The sequence below is a fragment of the Ruminiclostridium hungatei genome (assembly GCF_002051585.1).
Classification (GTDB): Bacteria; Bacillota; Clostridia; order Acetivibrionales; family DSM-1351; genus Ruminiclostridium; species Ruminiclostridium hungatei.
Genome location: NZ_MZGX01000002.1, coordinates 167,422 through 188,869, shown reverse-complemented (window position 1 = coordinate 188,869; position 21,448 = coordinate 167,422). Strand labels below are relative to the sequence as shown.

Here is a 21,448-nt window from a genome sequence, read left to right as displayed (position 1 = left end):
AAGCTGCCTCTTGCCGTACAATAAAAAACGGTGTAGAGTATGCTAAAAAGCAGAACTCAACACCGGCTATCAGACTGATCCAATTTCCATATATGCCTTTATTCTACCATATTACCATTCTACGTTGATATTGTATAATAAAAAATACATATAAACAATATGAAAATTTACATACCTGGAATAAATTCTGCTTTGCTGAAGAAAACAAGCAGAAAAATGCAGTTCATGCATGGATAAAATTAACCCCATCGGCTTGCCGATGGGGTTTAAATGCTTTATAAAATTTTACTGGTTTCAGCATTACAAATTGTTATGCCTTCAATCTAGCTTCCAAAGCTGCTAACTGATTAGCCAATTCAGTTGGGAGCTTGCTGCCGTATTTAGCATAGTGCTCCTTAATTGATTCAACTTCCTGCAGCCATTCAGCCTTGTTAACCTTGAGAAGTTCAGCCATATCTGCTGCTGACACATCAAGACCTGCAGTGTCGATGGCATCTTCAGTCGGCATATAACCGATTTCAGTCTTAACAGCTTTTCCTTCTCCTGATACTCTTTCAAATATCCACTTGAGAACACGGCTGTTTTCACCGTAACCAGGCCACAGCCACTTGCCGTCCTTGTCCTTACGGAACCAGTTTACATAGAATAGCTTAGGCAGCTTATCTTCAGTTGAAGCGGCTCCAACATCCAACCAGTGCTGCAAGTAATCGCAAACGTTGTAGCCGATAAATGGAAGCATTGCAAATGGGTCACGACGAACTTGACCAATCTTGTCTGATATAGCAGCAGCAGTGATTTCTGAACCCATGATAGAACCGAGGAATACACCGTGCTTCCAGTCAAAGCTTTCATGTACCAATGGAATAGTGCTTGGACGACGTCCACCGATAAGTATAGCTGAGATTGGCACTCCTGCAGGATCCTGCCATTCGGGAGCTATTGCAGGGCACTGTTCAGCCGGTGCTGTGAAACGGGCATTTGGATGAGCAGCAGGAGTTTCTGAACCAGGAGCCCAATCCTTATTCTTCCAGTCAATCAAGTGAGCCGGTGCTGCAACTCCCATGCCTTCCCACCATACATCTCCATCGTCAGTCAAACCAACGTTAGTGAATATAGTGTTCTTTTCTATGCTGTGCATGGCATTTGGATTCGAATCCATTGAAGTTCCGGGAGCAACTCCGAAGAAACCTGCTTCAGGGTTGATAGCGTAGAGTCTGCCGTCTGCCTTGTACTTCATCCAAGCTATATCGTCACCGATAGTTTCAACTTTCCAGCCTGGGATAGTTGGAACAAGCATAGCCAGGTTTGTTTTTCCGCAAGCACTAGGGAAAGCACCGCAGATATATTTTACTTCACCCTTAGGGCTAGTGAGTTTCAAGATTAACATGTGCTCAGCCAGCCAGCCTTCTTCACGAGCTATAGCTGAAGCTATACGGAGAGCAAAACATTTCTTTCCGAGCAATGCGTTTCCGCCGTAACCTGAACCATAGGACCAGATTGTTCTTTCTTCTGGGAAATGGCTGATGTACTTCTTTTCGATTGGAGCACATGGCCATTTGGTATCCTTTTCGCCTTCAGCCAAAGGAGCACCGACTGAATGCAGGCATGGAACGAATTCTCCGTCACCCAATGTCTCAAGTACCTTTGTACCGATACGGGTCATTATACGCATGTTGATAACAACATAGGCACTGTCTGAAATTTCAACGCCGATCTTTGATATTTCAGAACCTATAGGACCCATGGAGAAAGGAATAACATACATGGTTCTTCCCTTCATACAACCCTTGTAGAGACCTTTCATGGTTTCTTTCAATTCATTGGGGTCTACCCAGTTGTTTGTAGGGCCTGCTTCTTCTTTAGTCTTTGAAGCAATATATGTTCTGTCTTCAACACGGGCAACGTCTGATGGATCACTATTGAAAGCATAGCAACCTGGACGCTTTTCTGCATTTAAAGGCTTAGCCAAACCGGCAGCTACCAATTCCTGAATAAGCCTGTCGTTTTCTTCCTGAGAACCATCACACCAGTAAATCTGATCTGGCTGTGTCAACTCAGCCACTTCTTTTACCCACGCTTGCAATTTCTTGTTCGTAGTCATTATAATTCTCCCTTCGATTTATAAAATATACTGCTGTAAATGAGTAGTATTCTTGTAATGTCTTGAAATTAAGATTTCCATGCAAAAAAAAACACTTACTCCACTATTCTGCACTACTATATCTTAAATTATTAATTGTCATAAATCATCAAGCCATGAACAATTTACTATTCAGTATAACCGATCCATCCCACGTATTCCCGGAAAATATCACCGTCTTTTGAACCAGTTTAATAAAGCAATAGATTTAGTTAATTTTTTCACTAACAATCTTAACATAGTAAACCATAAATTTCAACATTTGTTTTGATACTATTTGTAAATTTTTTATTAAAATATGCAATTTTAAACTATTGGAATTTCATGTTTTTACTTTAATACAGTCTTTACCAAGCTGGCATATTTGCATTCCAGACATTAACCTTACAGGTTTTTTTGCCTGATGAAGTTTGTCCTTATTTTAGTACAATAAATCAATAAATTAAAAAAACGAATTGTGAGCGGCATAAAATTGCACACGCCATTTCTTAGCATTATTGTGGCCTCCTGCATACACTATATTGAAGTGTTATATTTTGAAAGGTGGAATATTTTTGGCTGCTAGGATTTACAATTATTATGCCAGTGCCAATACGGCGCATGGTTTTGTAAGCTTTTTTGAGGACAATGTCACAGAGGTTGACAGGTTCTACATACTTAAAGGCGGTTCGGGGGAATTCAAATCCGCACTTATGAAAAGGCTTGGAATCAATTGGTACCTTAAGGGTTATGATATCGAATACATTCATTGCGCTTCCGATGAAATTGAAGTTGAGGCCATGATTATACCCGCCCTGAAGCTGGCCGTGGTTGACGGGGAAATAGGATATATAGCAAAGACCAGGGCATGCGGTGCGGCAGGTGAGATAATAAACCTGGAATCTCCGGCTGCTTCCCGGGCCTCCCAACCGGACGAAAGCATTATATCCCAGTCGAGAGGCAAGATTCAGGAATACTATAAAAAAGCATATGAACAGCTTCAAAAAGCACTGGGCATTCACGATGAGTGGGAAAAGATTTACTTAAACGGCATCGACTTCTCCAAATTGGATGTAATAGCCGACAATGCCATCAAGAAGTTTCTAAGTGATATGAACCTGAAAAAAGAGGGAATTATCAAGAACCGTTTCTTTGGAGGATTAACCTACAAAGGCTCTATTGACTTTGTAGCAGATCTGACCAGAGACCTTGGCAAAAGATATTTTATCAAAGGCAGGCCCGGCTCAGGAAAGTCCACACTGCTGAGGAAAATAGCCGATGCCGCACATGAGAAGGGGTTTGATGTTGAAATATACCATTGTGTTCTTGACCCCCGGAGCATAGATATGGTGATTGTCAGGGAGCTTGATTTTGCCGTTTTTGACAGTACTTATCCCCACGAATATTCTCCCACCGGAGTCAATGACGAGGTTATAGATTTATACCAGTTGGCCATTGCACCCGGAACGGATGAAAAATACAGGGATGACCTGGGCTCCATAATAAGCAGCTATAAAGACGCCATAAGTCTGGGAATTTCTTTTCTCTCCAAGGCAAAAGAGCTGGAAAACCAGATAAAAGCCATTATCGGAGAAAAGATAAATCAAGAGGAAATAGACAAGGCCTACAAATCTCTGATAGATAAGCTGAACTCCCTGTAAATATAAAGCCACAGGTTCTGCACCTGGCATTGAACCTGTGGCTTCAGTTTCAAATCTGAAATATTTATAGTTTCATAACTGCTCCCACTATAAAGTTCACTATAAACAGTCCGGTGACCACATACATAATGGGATGCACCTCTTTTGGCCTGCCCTTGCATATTTTAACAGCAATATAGAATATGAATCCGGCAGCTATACCGTTTGATATGCTGTAGGAAAAGGGCATCACCACTGTGGCAAAAAATGCGGGAAGAGCTTCGTCAAATTCCTCCCACTTTATTTTTGCAAAGGAACTCATCATCAGAACACCCACTATTATCAATGCAGGGGCGGTGGCAGCTCCGGGAATAATTCCTGCAAATGGGGCAAACACAAGACAGATGGCAAAGAAAATGGCTGTGAATACGGAGGTCAATCCTGTTCTGCCGCCCACTCCGATACCTGATGCGCTCTCAACATATGTTGTGGTGTTTGAGGTTCCCAGCAGCGCACCGATTGATGTAGCAGTAGCATCTGCAAAAAGAGCCTTGTCCATTTTTGATTTGAAGCCTTGTCCCGCAAACAGCTCGGCTTCATCCTTGTCATCAAAGATACCGCTCTTTCTTCCCGTACCTATGAAGGTTCCTATTGTATCAAAGGTATCCGACAAGCTGAAAGCCAGTATTGTTACAATAACTACCGCTATTTTCTTCGGATCACTGAAGAGACCTGCAAAGTCAAGTGCAAAAGCTGTCTGCGTTATGTCCGATACCTTATAGGGTGTTTCCAGCGACAGGCTGGTTACATGCATGGGAATACCTATAACGGTGCTTGAAAGTATTCCTATAAGCATGGCACCTTTAACTTTTAAAAGCATAAGCACCACAGTTATAATAAGTCCAATGAGTGCAAGCTGTGCGTAGGGGCTTGTAAAGTTTACAAAAGCGGGAACAACATTTGCACCCCCGGCAATAACCGTAGCCGAATCGGCTTTTTCCCCGAGTATGATTAACGGTGCACCCGGCTTGGCTTCAGATGTAAACTTCAAAAAGCCTGCATCCTTAAAGCCTATGTAAGCTATAAAGAGTCCAATACCTCCGCTGATTGCCAATTGGAGTGATTCGGGAATTGCCTTGATAATTGATTTTCTCACCTGGGTAATTGTTATGACAATATTGATTATACCGCAGATGAATACCATTGCCAGTGCCTGACGCCAGTCGTATCCCAGCGCAAAGCATACCGTGTAGGTAAAGAAGGCGTTCAACCCCATTCCAGGTGCCTGAGCATAGGGAACATTGGCAAACAACCCCATTACAAGAGTACCGATTACTGCTGCAAGTATTGTGGCTACATATACTCCGCCCTTTGGCATACCTGTCTGTCCCAATATGGAAGGATTTACAAAGATGATATACGCCATTGTAAAGAAAGTTGTCAAACCGGCTACAAACTCAGTCCTTACATTAGTTCCGTTATCCCTTAACCGGAACTGTTTTTCAAAAAAACTCATAATAGCTTCTCCTCCTGTACTTAATCCCCACTTTTATATTAACCATTCAAAATTTGATTATTCAGCATCCAAAAGGTAAATAAAGAGAGCGGAGACTACTGAATGTCTTAAAACACAGGACTATTTTATCACATTTTGTCGCAAAGGCAAGTGGCTGTTATTAAATAGAATGTTCCCCATAAATAAGCATTATTTGACTGTAAAAAACACTTCTTTAAAAAATGCCTTTTTTGAAGTATCATAATAGTAACAGCAATACTGCAACGGAGGGCATGAATGTACAGGGCATTAATAGTTGATGATGACAGAGCAATCCGGTATGAATTAAAAAAGTCACCTGTTTTCGGGAAAAATAAATTTTTGGTCACAGGTGAAGCCAGTGACGGAAAAGAAGCTCTGGAAAAGGTCAGAGCCGAGGAATACGACATTGCCCTGGTGGATGTACGGATGCCAAGAATTGACGGAATTCAGTTTATCCGGGAGCTGCGCCATAGCGGTAATGATTTGTGCGTGGTAATCATCAGCGGTTCGGGGGACTATGCTTTTACACGCCAGGCCATCAGGCTGGGAGCTTTCGACTACCTGCTGAAACCCATCAATCCCGGAGAACTGAACGAGTTGTTATATAACGCCCGGCTGTTTTTGGAAAAAAAAGTGGAACACCGGACGCTGGCTGAAAACACAAGCCGCCAGCTTGCCGAGAGCCTTAAATTGCCATATTCCGTGCAGGACGAAGCGGACCTTTTCCACCTTATAAAAGAAAACAGCGGAAAGTCCGTGATATTTTCAGAAGCTCTGGCCGTCAGGCTGGCAAACTTCTATGAGGGAGACACCTTCAAGCTTTCCATAATCCTTGAAAACTCCTATAAAAATTTATGCAGAATGCTTCTGTCGGAGATGCCCTGGCTGGGTACTCTCCAATTCAAGGGCCCGGAGCTTTCAATAAGCCCTTCTGCCGATACCGGATCGATTGTTGCCGCCTTTACCTGCAGCATAAAGGAACTGTCTGATTTTATAGGCAATATGCATATCAGCGGTACATACCCTTTAATAAAGCTGTTATGCGAATATTTTATAAAGAATGTGGAGGGCAGGACTACACTTGAAGAAGCTGCAAAAGTACTCAATTACAACAGCAAGTATTTGGGAAAGGTCTTTAAAGAAGTAACCGGTGAAAGTATTGTCAACTATATTACAAAAATAAAGATGGAACGAGCCAGATGTTTGATTCTGTCAGGGAAATATAAAACCTATGAAGTAAGTGAAATACTGGGCTACAAAAATACCGACTATTTCACCCGCCTGTTCAAGGAGCACTACGGACATACTCCCCTTGAAACCAAGCGAGCCTCCCGTTAGGCTTCCGCCTCTATCTCCACCGGCAAGGTAAAGCACACCTCCGCCCCCTTGTCAGCCTCAGCAGTAATCCATACCTTCCCTCCGTGGAGGCATATTATTTTCTTTACTGTGGACAATCCGATTCCTGTGCCCTCATATTCATTTTGCTCATGAAGCCTCACAAACAGATTAAAAATGTTTTCCGCATACTTCATTTCAAAACCCACACCGTTATCTTTAACAGAAAAAGTATACTCACAATCCTTCCTGCTGCAGCTCATATGTATCACAGTTTCCGCCCTCTTTCTGGAATATTTTGCGGCGTTGGAAAAAATATTGACCAGCACCTGTTCCAGGAGCAGGCTGTCCCCATGCACAACAGGCAAAGGTTTTTTTTCAAATACTATCCTCTGTCCGGGATGTGTTTTTTTAATTTCCTCCATAACCTTCAAGGCAAGACAGTCCATATTCACTTCACATGTATTAACTGCAGCAGAGGAAAGCTTTACCAGTCTTGTATACTTATCCACAAGTTCTACCGTTCCTGCGGCTTTTTCCATGAGAATGTCCGATATTTCACAAATCTCTTTTGTATCACCGCTTTCTACTGCCGCTCTAAGGAAGCCTGCCAGTTTATATATGGAACAAACAGGCGTTTTGAGATCATGGGATATCACATGATTGAAATTGTCTATGTCCCTGTATGCCTCAAGAAGCCTGTCCGTCCGTTTTTTAAGGTTTAAGTGGGTTTCTATCCTGGCCAGCAGTTCCCTGGCATTTACCGGCTTGGACACATAATCCTGGGCCCCGGCCTCAAAACCTCTTACAATATTTTCGCTGTCGTTGACGGATGTGAGAAAAATTATGGGAATTGAGCTGTACAGCCGGTCCGCCTTTATTAATGTGCATAGCTCAAAGCCGTTCATACCGGGCATAAGCACATCCAGCAGGATAAGGTCCGGGATTCCCTTTTCCAATGCAGCAAAGGCCTGCAAAGCTCCCGTGACTGCCCTGACCCTGTATTTCCTTCTCCTGATGATGGAGGCAACAAAATGAATGTGCTCAGGGGTATCATCAATAATCAGTATTTCAGGACTCTTGTTTATATGATTCAAGCAATCCGCCTCCCGACAACTATATAATGTAAATATTTTCTAGTATAATACTATTATAACCCACAAACAGGGTTATTGCATTTTGTTAAATCAAATCAGAATAAATGGAGATTGGAGGAAAGTATGAGTTTAGCCGGTATGGTTTTTTTTCATGTAATTATTATCCTCAGTATATTGCTGGTAGCTTCACTTATTGTAAATCTGCATATTAAAAAAGTGCTGGCCGAAAAAACCGCCCATCTCAACGCCACTTTAAATGCCCTTCCGGATATGCTGTTTGAAATTGATGCACTGGGAAACTGCATTGATTACAAAGCTCCCTCCAATGCTGATATTTGCATCCATTCCAGCTCCTTTACAGGAAGGAATATAAGTGAAGTGTTATCTTCCGAAGTATTGCAACTGGCCAAAAGCATGATGGAGGATACTTTAAAATACGGAACCAAAACGGGTGAGTCCTTTCCTATAACTTATCCGGCAGGGAAAATCCGCTGGTTTGAAATATCCATGTCCGTGAAAGCCTCTCAACACCTGGGAAATACCTGCTTCATCGTACTTGTGAGAGACATTACGGCCAGAAAAGAAGCCGAGCTGGCTTTAAAAAAAAGTGAGGAAAGGTTCAGATTTGCCGCCATGGCTGGGCAAATCGGCCTGTGGGATTATGACTCAGTCACAGGCGAGGCATCCGTTGTCTACAATTATAATGGAATAGAATATCCAAACCACCTGTCTGCCGGAGATTTTCAAAAGCTGGTGCACCCCGAAGATTTAAGAATTGTGCAGGCAGCTTTCAAGGAATACTTTGAAGGTAAAAGAAATGTATTCGATATATTGTGCAGGATTGACACGAAAAAAATCGGGTGGCAGTGGATGATGATAATCGGACTGGCAGTGGAGAAGGATAAGGAAGGAAAGGTGCTGAAGGTTGCGGGCTATCTGAGGAATTTTACAAATGAGAAAAAATCCCAGGAAACGCTTATGCGTGCAAAAATATCCGCTGAAGCATCAAGTCAGGCTAAAAGCGAATTCATTGCAAATATGAGCCATGAAATACGCACACCTTTAAATGCCATCCTGGGACTGGGCGGGATTTTGCTCCATTCGGGCGTCAATTCAAAGCAGTACGATTATCTCCAGAAGATTCAATATTCGGCGGAAAACCTGCTGAATATCGTTAATGACATCCTTGACTTCTCCAGCTCTGATGCTAACAGGCTCGTACTCCAGGAAGCCCGGTTCGATCTATATGAGCTGATTAATAAAACCTCCGGAATACTTTTCAACAGCATCAAATCCAAAGGTCTGCGCTTTGATATTAACCTGAGTACTGAGCTGCCGCTCTTTTATTCCGGTGATCCCGGCCGGATAACACAAGTACTTATGAATCTTCTTGGAAATGCTGTCAAGTTTACCGAGAAGGGCTCCATCTGCTTAAGTGCAGCCCTTATTGAAAGCTCAGAACAGGATGCCTTACTTCAGTTTGTAATAGAAGACACTGGAATCGGAATATCTCCGGAGCAAATGTCCCGGCTTTTCCAGCCCTTTTCACAGGGAGATCCCGGCATAGCAAGAACCTTCGGCGGAACAGGGTTGGGGCTTGTCATAAGCAAGAATCTTGTTGAAAAAATGGGTGGAAGCATAGGCCTTGAAAGCCGTCCGGGAGAGGGCAGCAGCTTTACCTTTACAATCAGGCTCAGGCAGGCGGATAATTTGCAGGATACAAATACCGGGGCCTCCCTGTCAGGAGCCACAGCCGTCCTGCTTTTAAAAGACCGGGGTATGCAAATGCATGTTAAAAGGCTTTTGTCCATGCTTGGCATACATGATACGGTTGAAACTATGGCTGCTGTTGATGAAACCTGCACACCTGATTTTTTATTCTACCAATCGGGCACTGAATATGATTCGCCATTGCTGCAAATGTCCTGCTCACCTGCAAAGGCAATAGCCGTAGGTACTTTTGAAACCCACCACCAGGATTTGCTGCAATTGATTTATCCCTTTGGCCTTACCCAGTTGTACAGTATAATGACAGGCCCTGAACCAATGGCTCATACCACCGGCTCAGAAGCTTCACAAAATATCCTGGTGGTTGATGACAATGAAATAAACCTTATGGTGGCAGAAGAGTGTATTAAAAATGCAGGCCACCGGACGGACAGGGCCTTCAGCGGTCAGGAAGCCCTGGACAAGCTGAAGCATCAGGCCTATGACATTATTTTTATGGACCTTCACATGCCTGTTATGGACGGACTTGAAACCTCCGGTAAAATCAGGGAGCTTCAGCTTTCAGCAAGACCGGTCATAATTGCGCTTACTGCGGATATTGATGAAAGCATAAAAAACAAGGCTCTGAATACCTGGTTTGATGACTATCTGACAAAACCCTTCGAGCCCGAAAGGCTTTCTGCAATAATCCACAAGTGGGGTTCAATAAGAAAGGTTCATCACCTGGATATACCTGCCGTGCTCAAAAGACTCACCGGCAACTATGATACCTATCTGGACCTCCTGGAAATGTTCGTGGAAAATAACGGCAGTTTCATGGAAAATTTACAGTCCGCACTTGAAAAAAAAGCTTACACCGAGGCGGCGCTGATTTGCCACACCATGAAAGGACTGGCGGGCAATATAGGCGCAAACTCCCTATACCAGGCAGCCGGCGCCGCAGTAAATGAACTCCGGGCTGCTGCCGGTTCAGGTCTCTCTGACAGAATACTTGCCTCTTTGTCGGAAGAATTCGGAAAAGTATATGAAACCGCAGCCTCGCTGGCTGAAGCCACCGGGCCGGCAGTTAACTCCGTGAGCACACCCGGCAGAGATGAACTGGAGGATTTGATTTCCCTTGCTGAAAGAAATGATTTTGAAGCCTTTGAAAGATTTAAAAATGCAAGAGTCTCTCTAATGGCTTTTTATGAGCCTGAGCAGGTTAAAATTCTGGGTGAGGCCATAGCTAAAATGGACTGGAAACATGCCGTTTCTCTGGCTGAGGCCATGAAAGGCAGCAAGGCCCGCTGAGCCTTGCTGCTTTTCATGTGCTTCACCTGCTATTCAGGATTTTTTATGTGAATGGTCAGTCTTGTCATTAACCTTCTGTCCCGGATTTGGAACCTGACCTTCACCGGATTTAACTCTTGCCTTCCTCTGATCGGGCTGCTCTTTTCTCGCCATCTTTGTTACCTCCATTTTTCATTGTGTAACTATTTTTAGCTTATTAAAGAAAAAGAATACCCGGAGATTTTGTTACAGGTTTTCAACAAATTGTACTTTTAATCCGTTGGGATCAATAACATAAAAGAACCTGACATAAGGATTGGGCTGGAAAGGCCCGCTATGAACGGCTATTCCCTTTTCCTTGACAAGGGCCATATGCTCGTCCAAAACTTTGACTTCAAATCCTATTGATATATCTTTTCCAAGGTCCACCTGCTCTGAGCCGGCATTGCTTATAATTTCAAGCTTTGTTTCCCCGTCTCCCAAAAAGGCTATTTGTGTATCAGGATTTAAGGTAATATGGCTTGTAACAGACAAGCCGCAAATCTCCTGATAGAATTTAAGAGACTCCTCCATATTTTTTACCCTGATGGTAGTCCAACAAAATTTCATAGTCATTTCCCTCTTATTAATGTAATTTAACTTAACTCGTTGTGCTAATTAAAATGTGGTAGCAGTCAGAAAATGCCACTCACTCCCGGACGAGCTTCAAATAAATGCTTGTATATAACGCTTTTGGCGAAATTGTACTTCCAAGTGTAAGCTTACACTTGGAAATACAATTTCAGCAAAAAGCTTTTAATCATACTGCACGTTTCTTTAAAGTCGTCCTCGCGTGAGCAAACTTGTCTCTTAAAGACTTTATTAACTAGCACTACAGGTTAATTTAACATTAGATTCTGATATTTTGCAATGGAATATACGTATACTATAGAACTTCAGGAGCCCTTTTTATCCTGTCATCTGTAAAAATATCGGAAGAATCCTCTGAATTTGTAGAGAACTCCGATATGACGGCGCCCTCTTCTCCCGCCTGGAACCAGTGCAGAGTATTTGGATACAGCGTGTACTGCTCTCCCGGGTTCAGTTCAATTTCCTTCCAAGCGGTATAGTATTTCTCACTGCCAACCGGCGGCCTGCAATGGGGGTTCTCAGTCCTGTCACCCTCAACATACAGATATACCTTTCCCCTCCGGCAGCGGAAGGTTTCTTCCTTGCCGGGAGTTCCGCCTCTTTGGGGATGCCTGTGCTCAGGACATGTCTGTTTTGGAAAAAGAACCATTTCCTTTGAACACACTCTGTCCGTATTTATATAGGTAACCAGTTGAAGCCCGGTCTGCTTTATATCGTTCAGGCCAAAATCAGCAACCTCTATCTTGCTCTTTTCCTCCTCAGTGAGGACTATTGCTGCCTTCTCAAAATAAGACAAAGCATCTTTTACAGCCTTCTGATACTCCTGTCTGTTCAGCAAGAAACATCATCTCCTTTTTATTATGGTTTCCTCTTCATCAACCGTTTAATTCTACTACTGCATAAAGGGGTAATTCATTAATATTAATATTCGTAAAATCGCCTTTTGAATTGCAGGAGAACTTCAAAGCTTTTCCATCAAGTGTATGGATCTTCACATCAGTATATTTTTTGTCTTTGGTACTAACTTTTATATTGACTTCAGCTATTGTTTCAACTTTGTCATTTTCCTTTGAATACCTGTAGTTTACCAGATGTACGGCCATTCCGTCTTCAAGGGCATGGGTCTGGATTCCTATGGAGGCATTGTCCGCTTTGACCTTCCACAGGCTGGCATATACGGTTTGGAAGGCATTATCAAACTCTTGAAGTGCTTTTGGCTTGTAGCTGTCATTCAAGCAATATATGACATTTTCCGTCTCCTTTATTTTTTCAAGCCATCCGTCAAGATTCTCGGCAGCATCTCCGAATAAAAGCACCTTTCCACCGTTACCGGCATAGCTTTCAACGGCTGCAGCCTGATTTTCAGTAAGAGTATTGCAGGCAGGTAAAATAACCAGGTCATACTTTTCCATATCCTGCATGCTGAAGGTATCCTCTCTTAAATCCCCATCCGCCATAAATTTCACGTCATAGTTCACCTGTTCTCTGGACAGATATCTTGCAACCTCCCAGAACGGCATTCTCACACCGTTTGGATCATCGGGATCAATCACGCTGTAGGACAGGGTCCCTTCCTCTTCTCCGTCCAGCACACTGCTGGAATAACCTGCTATTGCCTCATTCCAGTAGTTGCTTGGGAAGCTGTATAATAAAAGTACGTTTGAACCGGATTTTTTTGAATACAGCCTTTCATTATTAAGCAAGAAATCCTGTACTTCACCAGTTACATTACGAGGAGGCCAGAAAGCATCCTTGACGGTATTCCCCATCCATGCTCCATAAGGCACCGACATGTTGCAGCCATATGCCGAGGCCTCTATAAGCAGAAGCCTGTACAAATCATAGCCCTTGCCTTCGTTCAGCAGGTCCACCAGCTCATAAACCGCGCTTCCGTACGGATTTTCCGCTACAACAACAGGCTTTTCACCTGCAAAACCTGCCACATACCTGTACCAGTGCGCCTGTTTCAAAATACTCTGCTTCATTTCGGTGATTATAACGTCGGCACTTGGCTCCATAGGATAGTAGGAGGGCATTATATCAAAGAAATTACCCGAAACGAGCACTTCCCTTCCCTGCTGCCTTCCGTATTCCTTTGCAAAATCGGCCAGTTCCCTGAAGTATTTCTTAATGGCACGGAGCTGGAATTCCCAATAGTATCTGAACAGGGGCAGTTCTTCAATATTTCCCGGATATACTACGTTTCTGCCCTTCAGGTATTCACCGTAATTGAAGGTATCCAAATCGACTTCCTTCAGCTCTTCCGGCATTTGTCCTTTTGCAGCCAATCCCTTAAGATAGTCATTAAACTGCTTCATACAATCCTTGCAGAAGCAGCCGCCATACCTTATGGAGGTCATTGGGAGCTCACACTCATCCAATTGTATTCCTGCAACACCTGCCTTTATCTGAATCTTTATTATTTGCTTCAGATATTCTCTCCAGACAGGATTATTTCTGCACATGGAATAGGCTATGTGCTTGTGGTTCTTGACCTCCACCCATTCGGCATGGCAGGGGACTCCGTTAAAATCCCTGGTGCAGCATTCCTCCCAGATATTTGTCACTTCTTCACCATCGCTGTTATAAAGCCCACCCGGGAAATAGTCGGAAAACTTCTTTCCGAAAACCCCATAGTTCTGGTCCTTTGTAAACTCACGCAAGCCATACCATTCATGTTCCTTATTATCCTTAATAACATTCAGCTCTTTAAAGGATTTTTTATCATCACTGTAGATGGCCGGAAATTCCCAGCCCTGAACTTCAAAAACTATTCCGAATACCTTTATGCCGCGCTTGTTGCACTCTGCGATAAATTCCGAGTCGTTCATATATCCATAAAAGCGCAGTCTGGGGTCCACATCTCCAAAAGCCTCATGTTCGAGATACGGCAGCGATATGACCCCTCCCCCCAGTGCAGACCAGATCAGCATAGTACCATGGTACCTTTCAAGGTCTTCGATCATCTGCATGCTTCTTAAGGGCAGGCTGGGATGATAGCAGTGATTGTTCTTGTACCAGCCGTCAAAATATATTCCTCTTTCCATTTAGGCACCTTCCTTATTATGTATTTATTATCAAATTGGTTTTTTTCGTCTATTTATATTCAAAGACAGAGATCACGAAATGCTGCTTCTTGATTAAAGCGGGTATACTCTAGCCTTTAACAGATCCGGCCGTCATACCTTCAATAATTCTTTTTGAGGACAGTAAATATATTATTATGACAGGGAGTACGGCTATAACCATAGCTGCCATCAATTGAGGGTAATTTACGGTATATGCCCCGTTAAAGTTGGACAACCCAATAGGCAGGGTTTTAAGGCTTTGCTTTCTAAGCAGAATAAGTGCGAACGGGAACTCATTCCACGCATTTAAAAAGGATAGAATAAGTATTGTGGAAATTACCGGCCTGCACACAGGAAAGACAATCTTGAAAATAATGGTGCTTGTACTGCCGCCGTCCAGATACGCTGCTTCTTCTATTTCTACAGGCGTAGATTTTATAAAGCTTTCAAACAAAAATATTGCCATAGGCAGTCCGAATGCAACATAGGGCAGTATCAGAGTAAAACGCTTGTCCAGCAGCCACAGGACCTTGAATTGTATAAACAGCGGTATCAGCAGGCTATGTACCGGAACCAGCATACCGAAAAGGAATACTATATATATGAAGTTCCTCAATTTAAAGTTATACCTTGAAAGGAAATAAGCAACTACAAAGCCTATGATTATTATGAGTATAACCGAGACAACGCTGTTAAACAGGCTGTTTCCAAAAAACATATGCATCTTGCCGATTTTTATTGCCGCAATGAAATTGTCAAAATGCAATACTTTGGGCAGGGAAATTATATCCAGACTGAATTCCTGCTGGGTCTTCAAGGAAGAGTAAAGCATCCATATCAAAGGGAAAATGCAGGTGATTGAGAATAATATCATGAATAAATTTATTATTGCTTGAGTAACTAATTTTAATATTTTATGCTTCATCTTTTTTCCCTCCCCATAGTTTTCTGCTCAAAAGAATCAGCGAAAGGCTGAGGACAAGAATTCCAATGGAAATAGCACTTCCATATCCCAGCTTGAACATTACGAAAGAGTTTATATAGGCATATTGCGCCATGACCATTGAGCTGGTTCCCGGACCTCCGCCGGTCATGACATATATATGGTCGAAAATTTTCATGTTTCCGGCAATGCACAACATGACGGCAACCTTCAGAGTATCGGACATCAGCGGAATTGTAATATACAGGGACCTTTTTATCCCCACTGCACCGTCAATATCCGCGCTTTCATATATTTCACCGGGTATACTCTGTATGGCTGCCAGGAATATTACAAGATAAAAGCCTATATACTGCCATATAATAGGCATGCTTACAGAAATAATGACATACTTGGGATTGTCCAGCCATGGAATAATCAGAGATTCCATCCCCAACGCCTTCATTAAAAAATTCAGCAGTCCGAAGTCCTTATTGTATATCATTGTCCAGAGAAATCCTACAACAATTGCAGATACAACAACAGGAAGGAAGATAATATTTCTGTGGACTGCTTTCAGCTTTAGTAATTTAGACATCATGAAAATGGTTATTACAAGTGCAATTCCGATTTGCCCCACCATGGACAGCAATATAATCACCAGATTGTTTTTAAAAGAGCTCCAGAAATCGATATCCCTTATGAGGTGCTGGTAATTCTTCAATCCGGTAAATTTCATACTTATCCCGCCGCTGTAATCAAAAAAGCTGTAAATCAACGATATTATCAGCGGAACTATTACTATAAAACAATATATAAGCAAACCGGGAGCAAGGTATGCTGCGATAACACGATTTTTGGGCCTGAGAGTTCTACTGGTCATATTAAGTCCGCTCCTTGCCTGCTTTATTCCGGGAGAGCCGCTTAAAGGCCCTCCGGAATAAACAGATCATATGATTTGAGTTGTTTATTTTTCGTACTCTGCCTGAATCTTTTTGGCCAGATCTTCAGGTGTGATAGAGTCAATCAGCAATTGCTGCAACCCGGTATTCATTACCTGGATCAAATCAGCGGAAAGCTGTGCATCATATATTGGAACAGGCTTTATTTTTGCCGACAGGTCAAGATATTTTATTGAAAGCGGCGCCAGCTTGCTCTTGTCAATTGTCTTAGGATTGCTTGCCGGGAAGGCATTGGATTCCACTGAGATTGTGGCGTAGTCGGCATCGGTAACTGCCTTTAACACTTTATATGCTGTTGCAAGCTTATCACCTGTAAGTGAGGAATTGACGTTATACGCCCAGGCAGCACCGGCTGAATTAGCCATGGCATCTCCTTTGCCGCCGTCAACCGCAGGCAGAAGAGCCAGCTCGGTATTATCCTGTATTTCCTTTGGAGCGTCATTTATTACATTGCTTACAGCCCAGTTGCCTTCCATGAACATTGCTGCCTTGCCATTGTAGTAGGCAGTTTTCTGCTGCATGTTGTCTATACTGTTCAAATCCGTATTGAAGGCTCCCATTTTGGCAAGCTCCTGCAAAGCTCTTAAGGCACTGATAAATTCAGGGTCTGTAAACTTGGCACCCTTCTTTTCTTTTATACTCCTGAACCAATCGGTTCCGGTATATCTGTCACCTAAAGTGCTCAGGATGCAAGACTCCGCCACCCAGTTTCCTTTATTTCCTAAAGATATCGGCGTAAGACCTTTTGCCTTCAGCTTGTTTATAGCCTCCAGGAACTCTGTCCACGTAGTCGGGAAGGCAGTTATACCTGCATCATTGAGCAACTGCTTGTTATAATATATCAAATGGGTATTCAGCATCTGGAAAGGTATGCCATAACTTTTGCCGTCAACCACAAAGTCATCGAAAGCCCCCTGGAGGAAAGCTTCCTTCCACTCAGGATCACTGTTGATTACATCGTCCACAGGATTTATAAGTTTATTTTGTATAAACATGCTTGTCATGGAACCTTTGACAATAAATATGTCAGGGAGCTCATTTCCGGCTGCAAGTGTCCTGACTTTTGTTTCATAGTTGTCATGGCTTAAAGGTTCTTCATTTATTGTTACATTTGGATTTTCACTTTTAAACTTTTCCAAGGCCTTATGAAAAGCTATGGAATTACCTTCAGTGTCCTCTGTGGGAAACATATGTGTGAAGGACAGTGTTACAGGCGCTTTAGCTCCGCCAGTTCCTTGCACGGCTGATGAATCGGTGGGACCGGTTTCCCCTCCGTTAGTCGAACCGCATGCTGCCAGGGAAAATACCATTGTGATTGCGATAAGCAGACTTAAACATTTTAAGGCTTTTCTCATATATATTCCTCCTGAAATTTTAATAGAAAAATCGGCGGCCACCGGATTATATTTGAATTATAGGACCGTCCCGGACTAAAAACCAGTGGTTATATCTATACAAATATCGTAATTTGTGTTGTATTAAAAATTATGGACCCAAAATATAATTGCCGAAATATACTTATTCCGGCATTCTGAATGTGATTTAACCTGTAGTGCTAATTAAAAATGTAGTAACAGTCAGAAAATGCCACTCACTCCCGGACGAGCTTCAAATAAATGCTTGTATATAACGCTTTTTGCGAAATTGTATACCTTACAGCATACTGCGCATTTCTTTAAAGTCAGTCGTCCTCGCGTGGGCAAACTTGTCTCTTAAAGACTTTATAACTAGCACTACAGGTTAATTTAAGTTGATTTTATGATGCTTTCCCTGTATTCCTTGGGTGTGCAGCCAACATATTTCTTGAAATTGTGGGTAAAAATTTTATAATCATTATACCCCACTTCTTCAGCCACTTCATAAACCTTAAGCTTTAAATCCTTTAATAAAACCTTGGACTTATCCAGTCTTACCGTATTCAACCATTCCGTATAGCTCCTGCCCATCTCCTTTTTAAAAACCCTGCTGAAATAATTTGGAGTTACATAGGTAATTGCCGCTATATGCTCAACGCCTATATCCTCATAATAGTGTTCATGGCTATACTGCATCGCCACCTTGACAATACCCTTGAACTTGTCGTTTTTACTGCTTTGTATGGCGTTTATAATGGTGTGGAAAATCCCTTTATTCCACTCTTTAATATCCTCTACCGTCTCATATTTTTCTATCTCCACATAGCGGTCAAGCTGCTTCTTGTTCTGGTTCCCATAGTCAACACCCAATTCCTCCAACTGGATTTCTGCGATAGTGATAAGTCTCAGGCAAATATTCTTTATATCCTTATAATCCGCCTCTGAACCGGCAAGCTTTACGTACATCCTGTCCAGAACACTATTTAGCTTTTCAGAATCCAAGGTTCTTATGCAGTCCATTATTTCTTTTTCCTCAGAAGCAGGATAAATAACCGGAGCTGACGCTTGGGCCCTGTTTACATCATTGATGCTGATTATCTGGTTTTTGCCTTTAAAAGCCTTGTTGCTTATGGTTTGAACAGCCTCGCTGAATGCCTGAGGTATGCCGCATATATGCTTATGTATGCTGCTTAATCCCATGGTAACCGTTATGCCGTGGCTTTTCCTGACCTCGTACTGGATTTCTCTGTACAGGTTGTTAAGATCATACCTGTTTGAATCCTTTACATTTATAATTGAAAACAAATAACCATTTTCACTCAGAAAGAACAGACTGCCTGTTGAAGGATATATTATCCTGTCAGCTATGGTTTTTACATTATTTTTTATTGCTTTTTTCCGGGCAGAGGACATCTGCTCGGTTATCAGCAGGTAATCATCAATATCTATAATAACCGCCTGATAATCCTTTCCGCATAAATCCAGATTCAATTCCCTGGACTTCTCAAGGATAAGCTCCCAATCGCTATTTTCGCCCCGTACCAGGTTATTTACAAACCTCTCCTGCATGAAGTAGAAGTTTTCGTTAAAAATACTCTTTATTTTTGTTTCCCTGTCCGTTTCCTTGCATTCTTTAATAATTTCGTTGCACTGTTTCAGCATAAGCTTCACAAGTTCATCGGCACCTATGGGTTTCAGAAGATATTCACTGACTCCCATCCTTAAAGCTTCCCTGGCATATTGAAATTCATCATACCCGCTTATAATTATTATCCTTACCTTGGGCATAGCTTCCCTTACAAGCCTTGTCAGTTCCAGTCCGTCCATTATGGGCATCTTGACATCGGTGACTATGATGTGGGGCTCAAGGCTTAGGGCTTTTTCATAGGCTTCCTTGCCGTTTGCGGCCTCACCTACAATTGTCATGCCCATGGATTCCCATTCAATGGAGGTTATTATTCCCTGACGTATTACAAATTCATCATCTACAATCATTATCTTTATCATTCTGCACCACTCCCCCTTTTACATGGTTGAATAACTATGACAGTAGTTCCGCTTTTACGGTTAAAAAACTCAAGTCCGTAGTCCTCTCCAAAATACAGCTTTATTCTGTCATTGACATTCTTTATTGCCAGTCCCTTGTTGTTAACCGTATTTCCATTGAGAAGTCTTTCTATTTCCTCAAGATTCACTCCGTAACCATTATCGCTTACAATAAATATAAGCTTTTCGTATTCCTGTTTGATAATTATGTCAATCTGCCCGTTGTCACCCTTTTGTTCTATTCCATGGACAATGGAGTTTTCAATAAGCGGCTGTAATACCAATTTCAGGGTTGTACAGTCCAATACCTCCGGAGCAATATCCAGGGTGAAATTTATCATATTCTTATATCTGGCCTGTTGTATGACAATATAATTTTTTACATGTTCTATTTCACTTCTTACGGTGGTTATCTCATTACCGCTGTTCAAGCTCAGTCTGAAGAGCTTTGACAGTGCCTCCACCAGCGTACAGGTTTCGAAGGCCTTTTCCATCCTTCCCATCCAATAGATGTTATCAAGTGTGTTGTAAAGAAAGTGAGGATTGATCTGGGCCTGAAGAGCTTTCAATTCGGCTTCCTTCTGCTTCAGTTGCACAGAATAGACCTTTTGAATCAGCTCCCTTAACTTTCCGGACATTTTGTTAAAGCTCCTGCTCAACAGGGTAACCTCATCATTTCCTCCGGGCTCTATGTAGACATCAAAATCTTCATGCTCCAGCCTGACCATCATTTTATTGAGCAGTTTTATTCTGCGCAGTATCCTTTTGGAAAATACGATTGCCAGCAGCAGGCATAATGAAAAGCTTATAAGCATTGCAGCAAGTATTGCGCCCTGAACCGCTATATTTTCCTTTAAAAGTTCATTTGTAGGAACTATGTTCACGACCTTCCACCCCAGGCTTTCAATTGTATAGTACGTAACAAGGCAATGCCTGTCCAGGGTATTAAATTTGAAATAGCCTTCGGAAGTGTCAAAGGAGCTTTCCCCGTACTCCTCATAGTTGAATTGCTGCCCTATTTTGGCGGAATTTGTAGCTGATATTATAAGCTCTTCTTCGTTTATAATAAAGAAATCATCATCTTTTCCCAGTATTTTATCTTTATAAATGTTGTAGAATGCGTTATTTCCTATGCTTATTTTTAGTACTGCAAGCTTATTGGAAACATCTGCAATATCGTTTATGATTCTGACCATTGAAAAAACATCAGCACTTTTATTATTATAGTTAAATACCTTATTCAGATACCACATGGTTCCTCCCCTTAACCCGGCGGCCTTTTCAATTGTATTGACATCAATTATATTCATGGTTCCTGTGGTATTCAGTTCGAAATTGTTAAAGCCCTTTATATATATGGAATCCACAAAGGATTTTGAGGCCATTAGCTGCATAAGGTCAGTTTCAATTTTTATTTTCTTTTTGGATATGACATCAGCAGGTTCATTTCCCTTCAGCTTCAGGAATTCCCGTACATCTTCGTTTTGTATAAGATAGAGGGAGGTATCTCCTATGTTTTTTACAATATACTCAATATTGTTCCCTATCTGTTTTACAGTGTTCATATTGGAGATTGCAACTTTTTCCTGAAGTATCTGGGAGGACTTTACAAATGAAATAATTCCCAGGACTATTACGGGTATTATTATAATTACACATGAAAAAAGTAAAACCTTATACTGCAGGCTGAAAAACCGCTTTTCTGCCATATTCAAGCCCCCTGTTCCAGTTTTGATATCC

Annotated in this window: 14 protein-coding genes; 3 read left to right on the top strand and 11 right to left on the bottom strand. The window is 42.1% G+C overall.

What is annotated here, in order from left to right:
* Positions 1-310: 310 nt before the first annotated feature.
* Positions 311-2,101 (bottom strand): phosphoenolpyruvate carboxykinase (GTP), encoded by a 1,791-nt coding sequence (locus CLHUN_RS02255; protein WP_080062939.1) that lies wholly within the window; start codon positions 2,099-2,101, stop codon positions 311-313.
* A 593-nt stretch (positions 2,102-2,694) separates the two neighbouring features.
* On the opposite strand from CLHUN_RS02255, the gene CLHUN_RS02250 reads away from it, so the two are divergent.
* A complete protein-coding gene (locus CLHUN_RS02250; protein ID WP_080062938.1) occupies positions 2,695-3,780 on the top strand; it encodes a hypothetical protein in 1,086 nt (361 codons plus the stop codon).
* 64 nt (positions 3,781-3,844) lie between these two features.
* On the opposite strand, the gene CLHUN_RS02245 is transcribed toward CLHUN_RS02250, so the two are convergent.
* Positions 3,845-5,275: an NCS2 family permease gene (locus CLHUN_RS02245; RefSeq protein ID WP_080062937.1), complete on the bottom strand. Its 1,431-nt coding sequence runs from the start codon at positions 5,273-5,275 to the stop codon at positions 3,845-3,847.
* A 276-nt stretch (positions 5,276-5,551) separates the two neighbouring features.
* Here CLHUN_RS02245 and CLHUN_RS02240 point away from each other — a divergent pair, with 276 nt between their 5' ends.
* A complete protein-coding gene (locus CLHUN_RS02240) occupies positions 5,552-6,634 on the top strand; it encodes a response regulator transcription factor (protein WP_080062936.1) in 1,083 nt (360 codons plus the stop codon).
* On the opposite strand, the gene CLHUN_RS02235 is transcribed toward CLHUN_RS02240, so the two are convergent.
* Positions 6,631-7,728, bottom strand: coding sequence for a sensor histidine kinase (locus CLHUN_RS02235; protein WP_080062935.1), 1,098 nt, complete (start codon positions 7,726-7,728; stop codon positions 6,631-6,633). The genes CLHUN_RS02240 and CLHUN_RS02235 overlap by 4 nt on opposite strands.
* A gap of 123 nt (positions 7,729-7,851) precedes the next feature.
* Between CLHUN_RS02235 and CLHUN_RS02230 the strand changes: the two genes are divergently transcribed.
* Positions 7,852-10,746, top strand: coding sequence for a hybrid sensor histidine kinase/response regulator (locus tag CLHUN_RS02230; RefSeq protein ID WP_080062934.1), 2,895 nt, complete (start codon positions 7,852-7,854; stop codon positions 10,744-10,746).
* A 225-nt stretch (positions 10,747-10,971) separates the two neighbouring features.
* Here CLHUN_RS02230 and CLHUN_RS02225 read toward each other — a convergent pair whose 3' ends face one another.
* From CLHUN_RS02225 to CLHUN_RS02190, 8 genes are all read right to left on the bottom strand, one after another.
* Entirely contained in the window at positions 10,972-11,334 is a 363-nt protein-coding gene (locus CLHUN_RS02225; protein WP_080062933.1) for a VOC family protein, read from the bottom strand.
* Positions 11,335-11,650: 316 nt separating this feature from the next.
* Positions 11,651-12,193 (bottom strand): D-lyxose/D-mannose family sugar isomerase, encoded by a 543-nt coding sequence (locus CLHUN_RS02220; RefSeq protein ID WP_080062932.1) that lies wholly within the window; start codon positions 12,191-12,193, stop codon positions 11,651-11,653.
* Positions 12,194-12,230: 37 nt separating this feature from the next.
* Positions 12,231-14,402, bottom strand: a complete 2,172-nt coding sequence (locus CLHUN_RS02215; protein ID WP_080062931.1) for a hypothetical protein — start codon at positions 14,400-14,402, stop codon at positions 12,231-12,233.
* A 109-nt stretch (positions 14,403-14,511) separates the two neighbouring features.
* Positions 14,512-15,348: a carbohydrate ABC transporter permease gene (locus tag CLHUN_RS02210; protein ID WP_080062930.1), complete on the bottom strand. Its 837-nt coding sequence runs from the start codon at positions 15,346-15,348 to the stop codon at positions 14,512-14,514.
* The gene (locus CLHUN_RS02205; RefSeq protein ID WP_080062929.1) at positions 15,338-16,228 is read right to left on the bottom strand and encodes a carbohydrate ABC transporter permease; all 891 of its coding nucleotides are present in this window, start codon (positions 16,226-16,228) and stop codon (positions 15,338-15,340) included. Before CLHUN_RS02205 ends, CLHUN_RS02210 begins: the two co-directional genes overlap by 11 nt.
* Positions 16,229-16,312: 84 nt before the next feature.
* A complete protein-coding gene (locus tag CLHUN_RS02200) occupies positions 16,313-17,662 on the bottom strand; it encodes an extracellular solute-binding protein (protein WP_080062928.1) in 1,350 nt (449 codons plus the stop codon).
* 390 nt (positions 17,663-18,052) lie between these two features.
* Positions 18,053-19,669 (bottom strand): response regulator, encoded by a 1,617-nt coding sequence (locus tag CLHUN_RS02195; protein ID WP_080062927.1) that lies wholly within the window; start codon positions 19,667-19,669, stop codon positions 18,053-18,055.
* Positions 19,666-21,417, bottom strand: coding sequence for a sensor histidine kinase (locus tag CLHUN_RS02190; protein WP_080062926.1), 1,752 nt, complete (start codon positions 21,415-21,417; stop codon positions 19,666-19,668). The genes CLHUN_RS02195 and CLHUN_RS02190 overlap by 4 nt, the downstream gene beginning before the upstream one ends.
* Between the last annotated feature and the right edge of the window lie 31 nt (positions 21,418-21,448).

Coding starts and splice junctions, on each gene's coding strand:
- CLHUN_RS02255 (WP_080062939.1), bottom strand. CDS start 2,101: ATGACTACGAACAAGAAATTGCAAGCGTGGGTAAAAGAAGTGGCTGAG.
- CLHUN_RS02245 (WP_080062937.1), bottom strand. CDS start 5,275: ATGAGTTTTTTTGAAAAACAGTTCCGGTTAAGGGATAACGGAACTAAT.
- CLHUN_RS02240 (WP_080062936.1), top strand. CDS start 5,552: ATGTACAGGGCATTAATAGTTGATGATGACAGAGCAATCCGGTATGAA.
- CLHUN_RS02230 (WP_080062934.1), top strand. CDS start 7,852: ATGAGTTTAGCCGGTATGGTTTTTTTTCATGTAATTATTATCCTCAGT.
- CLHUN_RS02225 (WP_080062933.1), bottom strand. CDS start 11,334: ATGAAATTTTGTTGGACTACCATCAGGGTAAAAAATATGGAGGAGTCT.
- CLHUN_RS02215 (WP_080062931.1), bottom strand. CDS start 14,402: ATGGAAAGAGGAATATATTTTGACGGCTGGTACAAGAACAATCACTGC.
- CLHUN_RS02210 (WP_080062930.1), bottom strand. CDS start 15,348: ATGAAGCATAAAATATTAAAATTAGTTACTCAAGCAATAATAAATTTA.
- CLHUN_RS02205 (WP_080062929.1), bottom strand. CDS start 16,228: ATGACCAGTAGAACTCTCAGGCCCAAAAATCGTGTTATCGCAGCATAC.
- CLHUN_RS02200 (WP_080062928.1), bottom strand. CDS start 17,662: ATGAGAAAAGCCTTAAAATGTTTAAGTCTGCTTATCGCAATCACAATG.
- CLHUN_RS02195 (WP_080062927.1), bottom strand. CDS start 19,669: ATGATAAAGATAATGATTGTAGATGATGAATTTGTAATACGTCAGGGA.
- CLHUN_RS02190 (WP_080062926.1), bottom strand. CDS start 21,417: ATGGCAGAAAAGCGGTTTTTCAGCCTGCAGTATAAGGTTTTACTTTTT.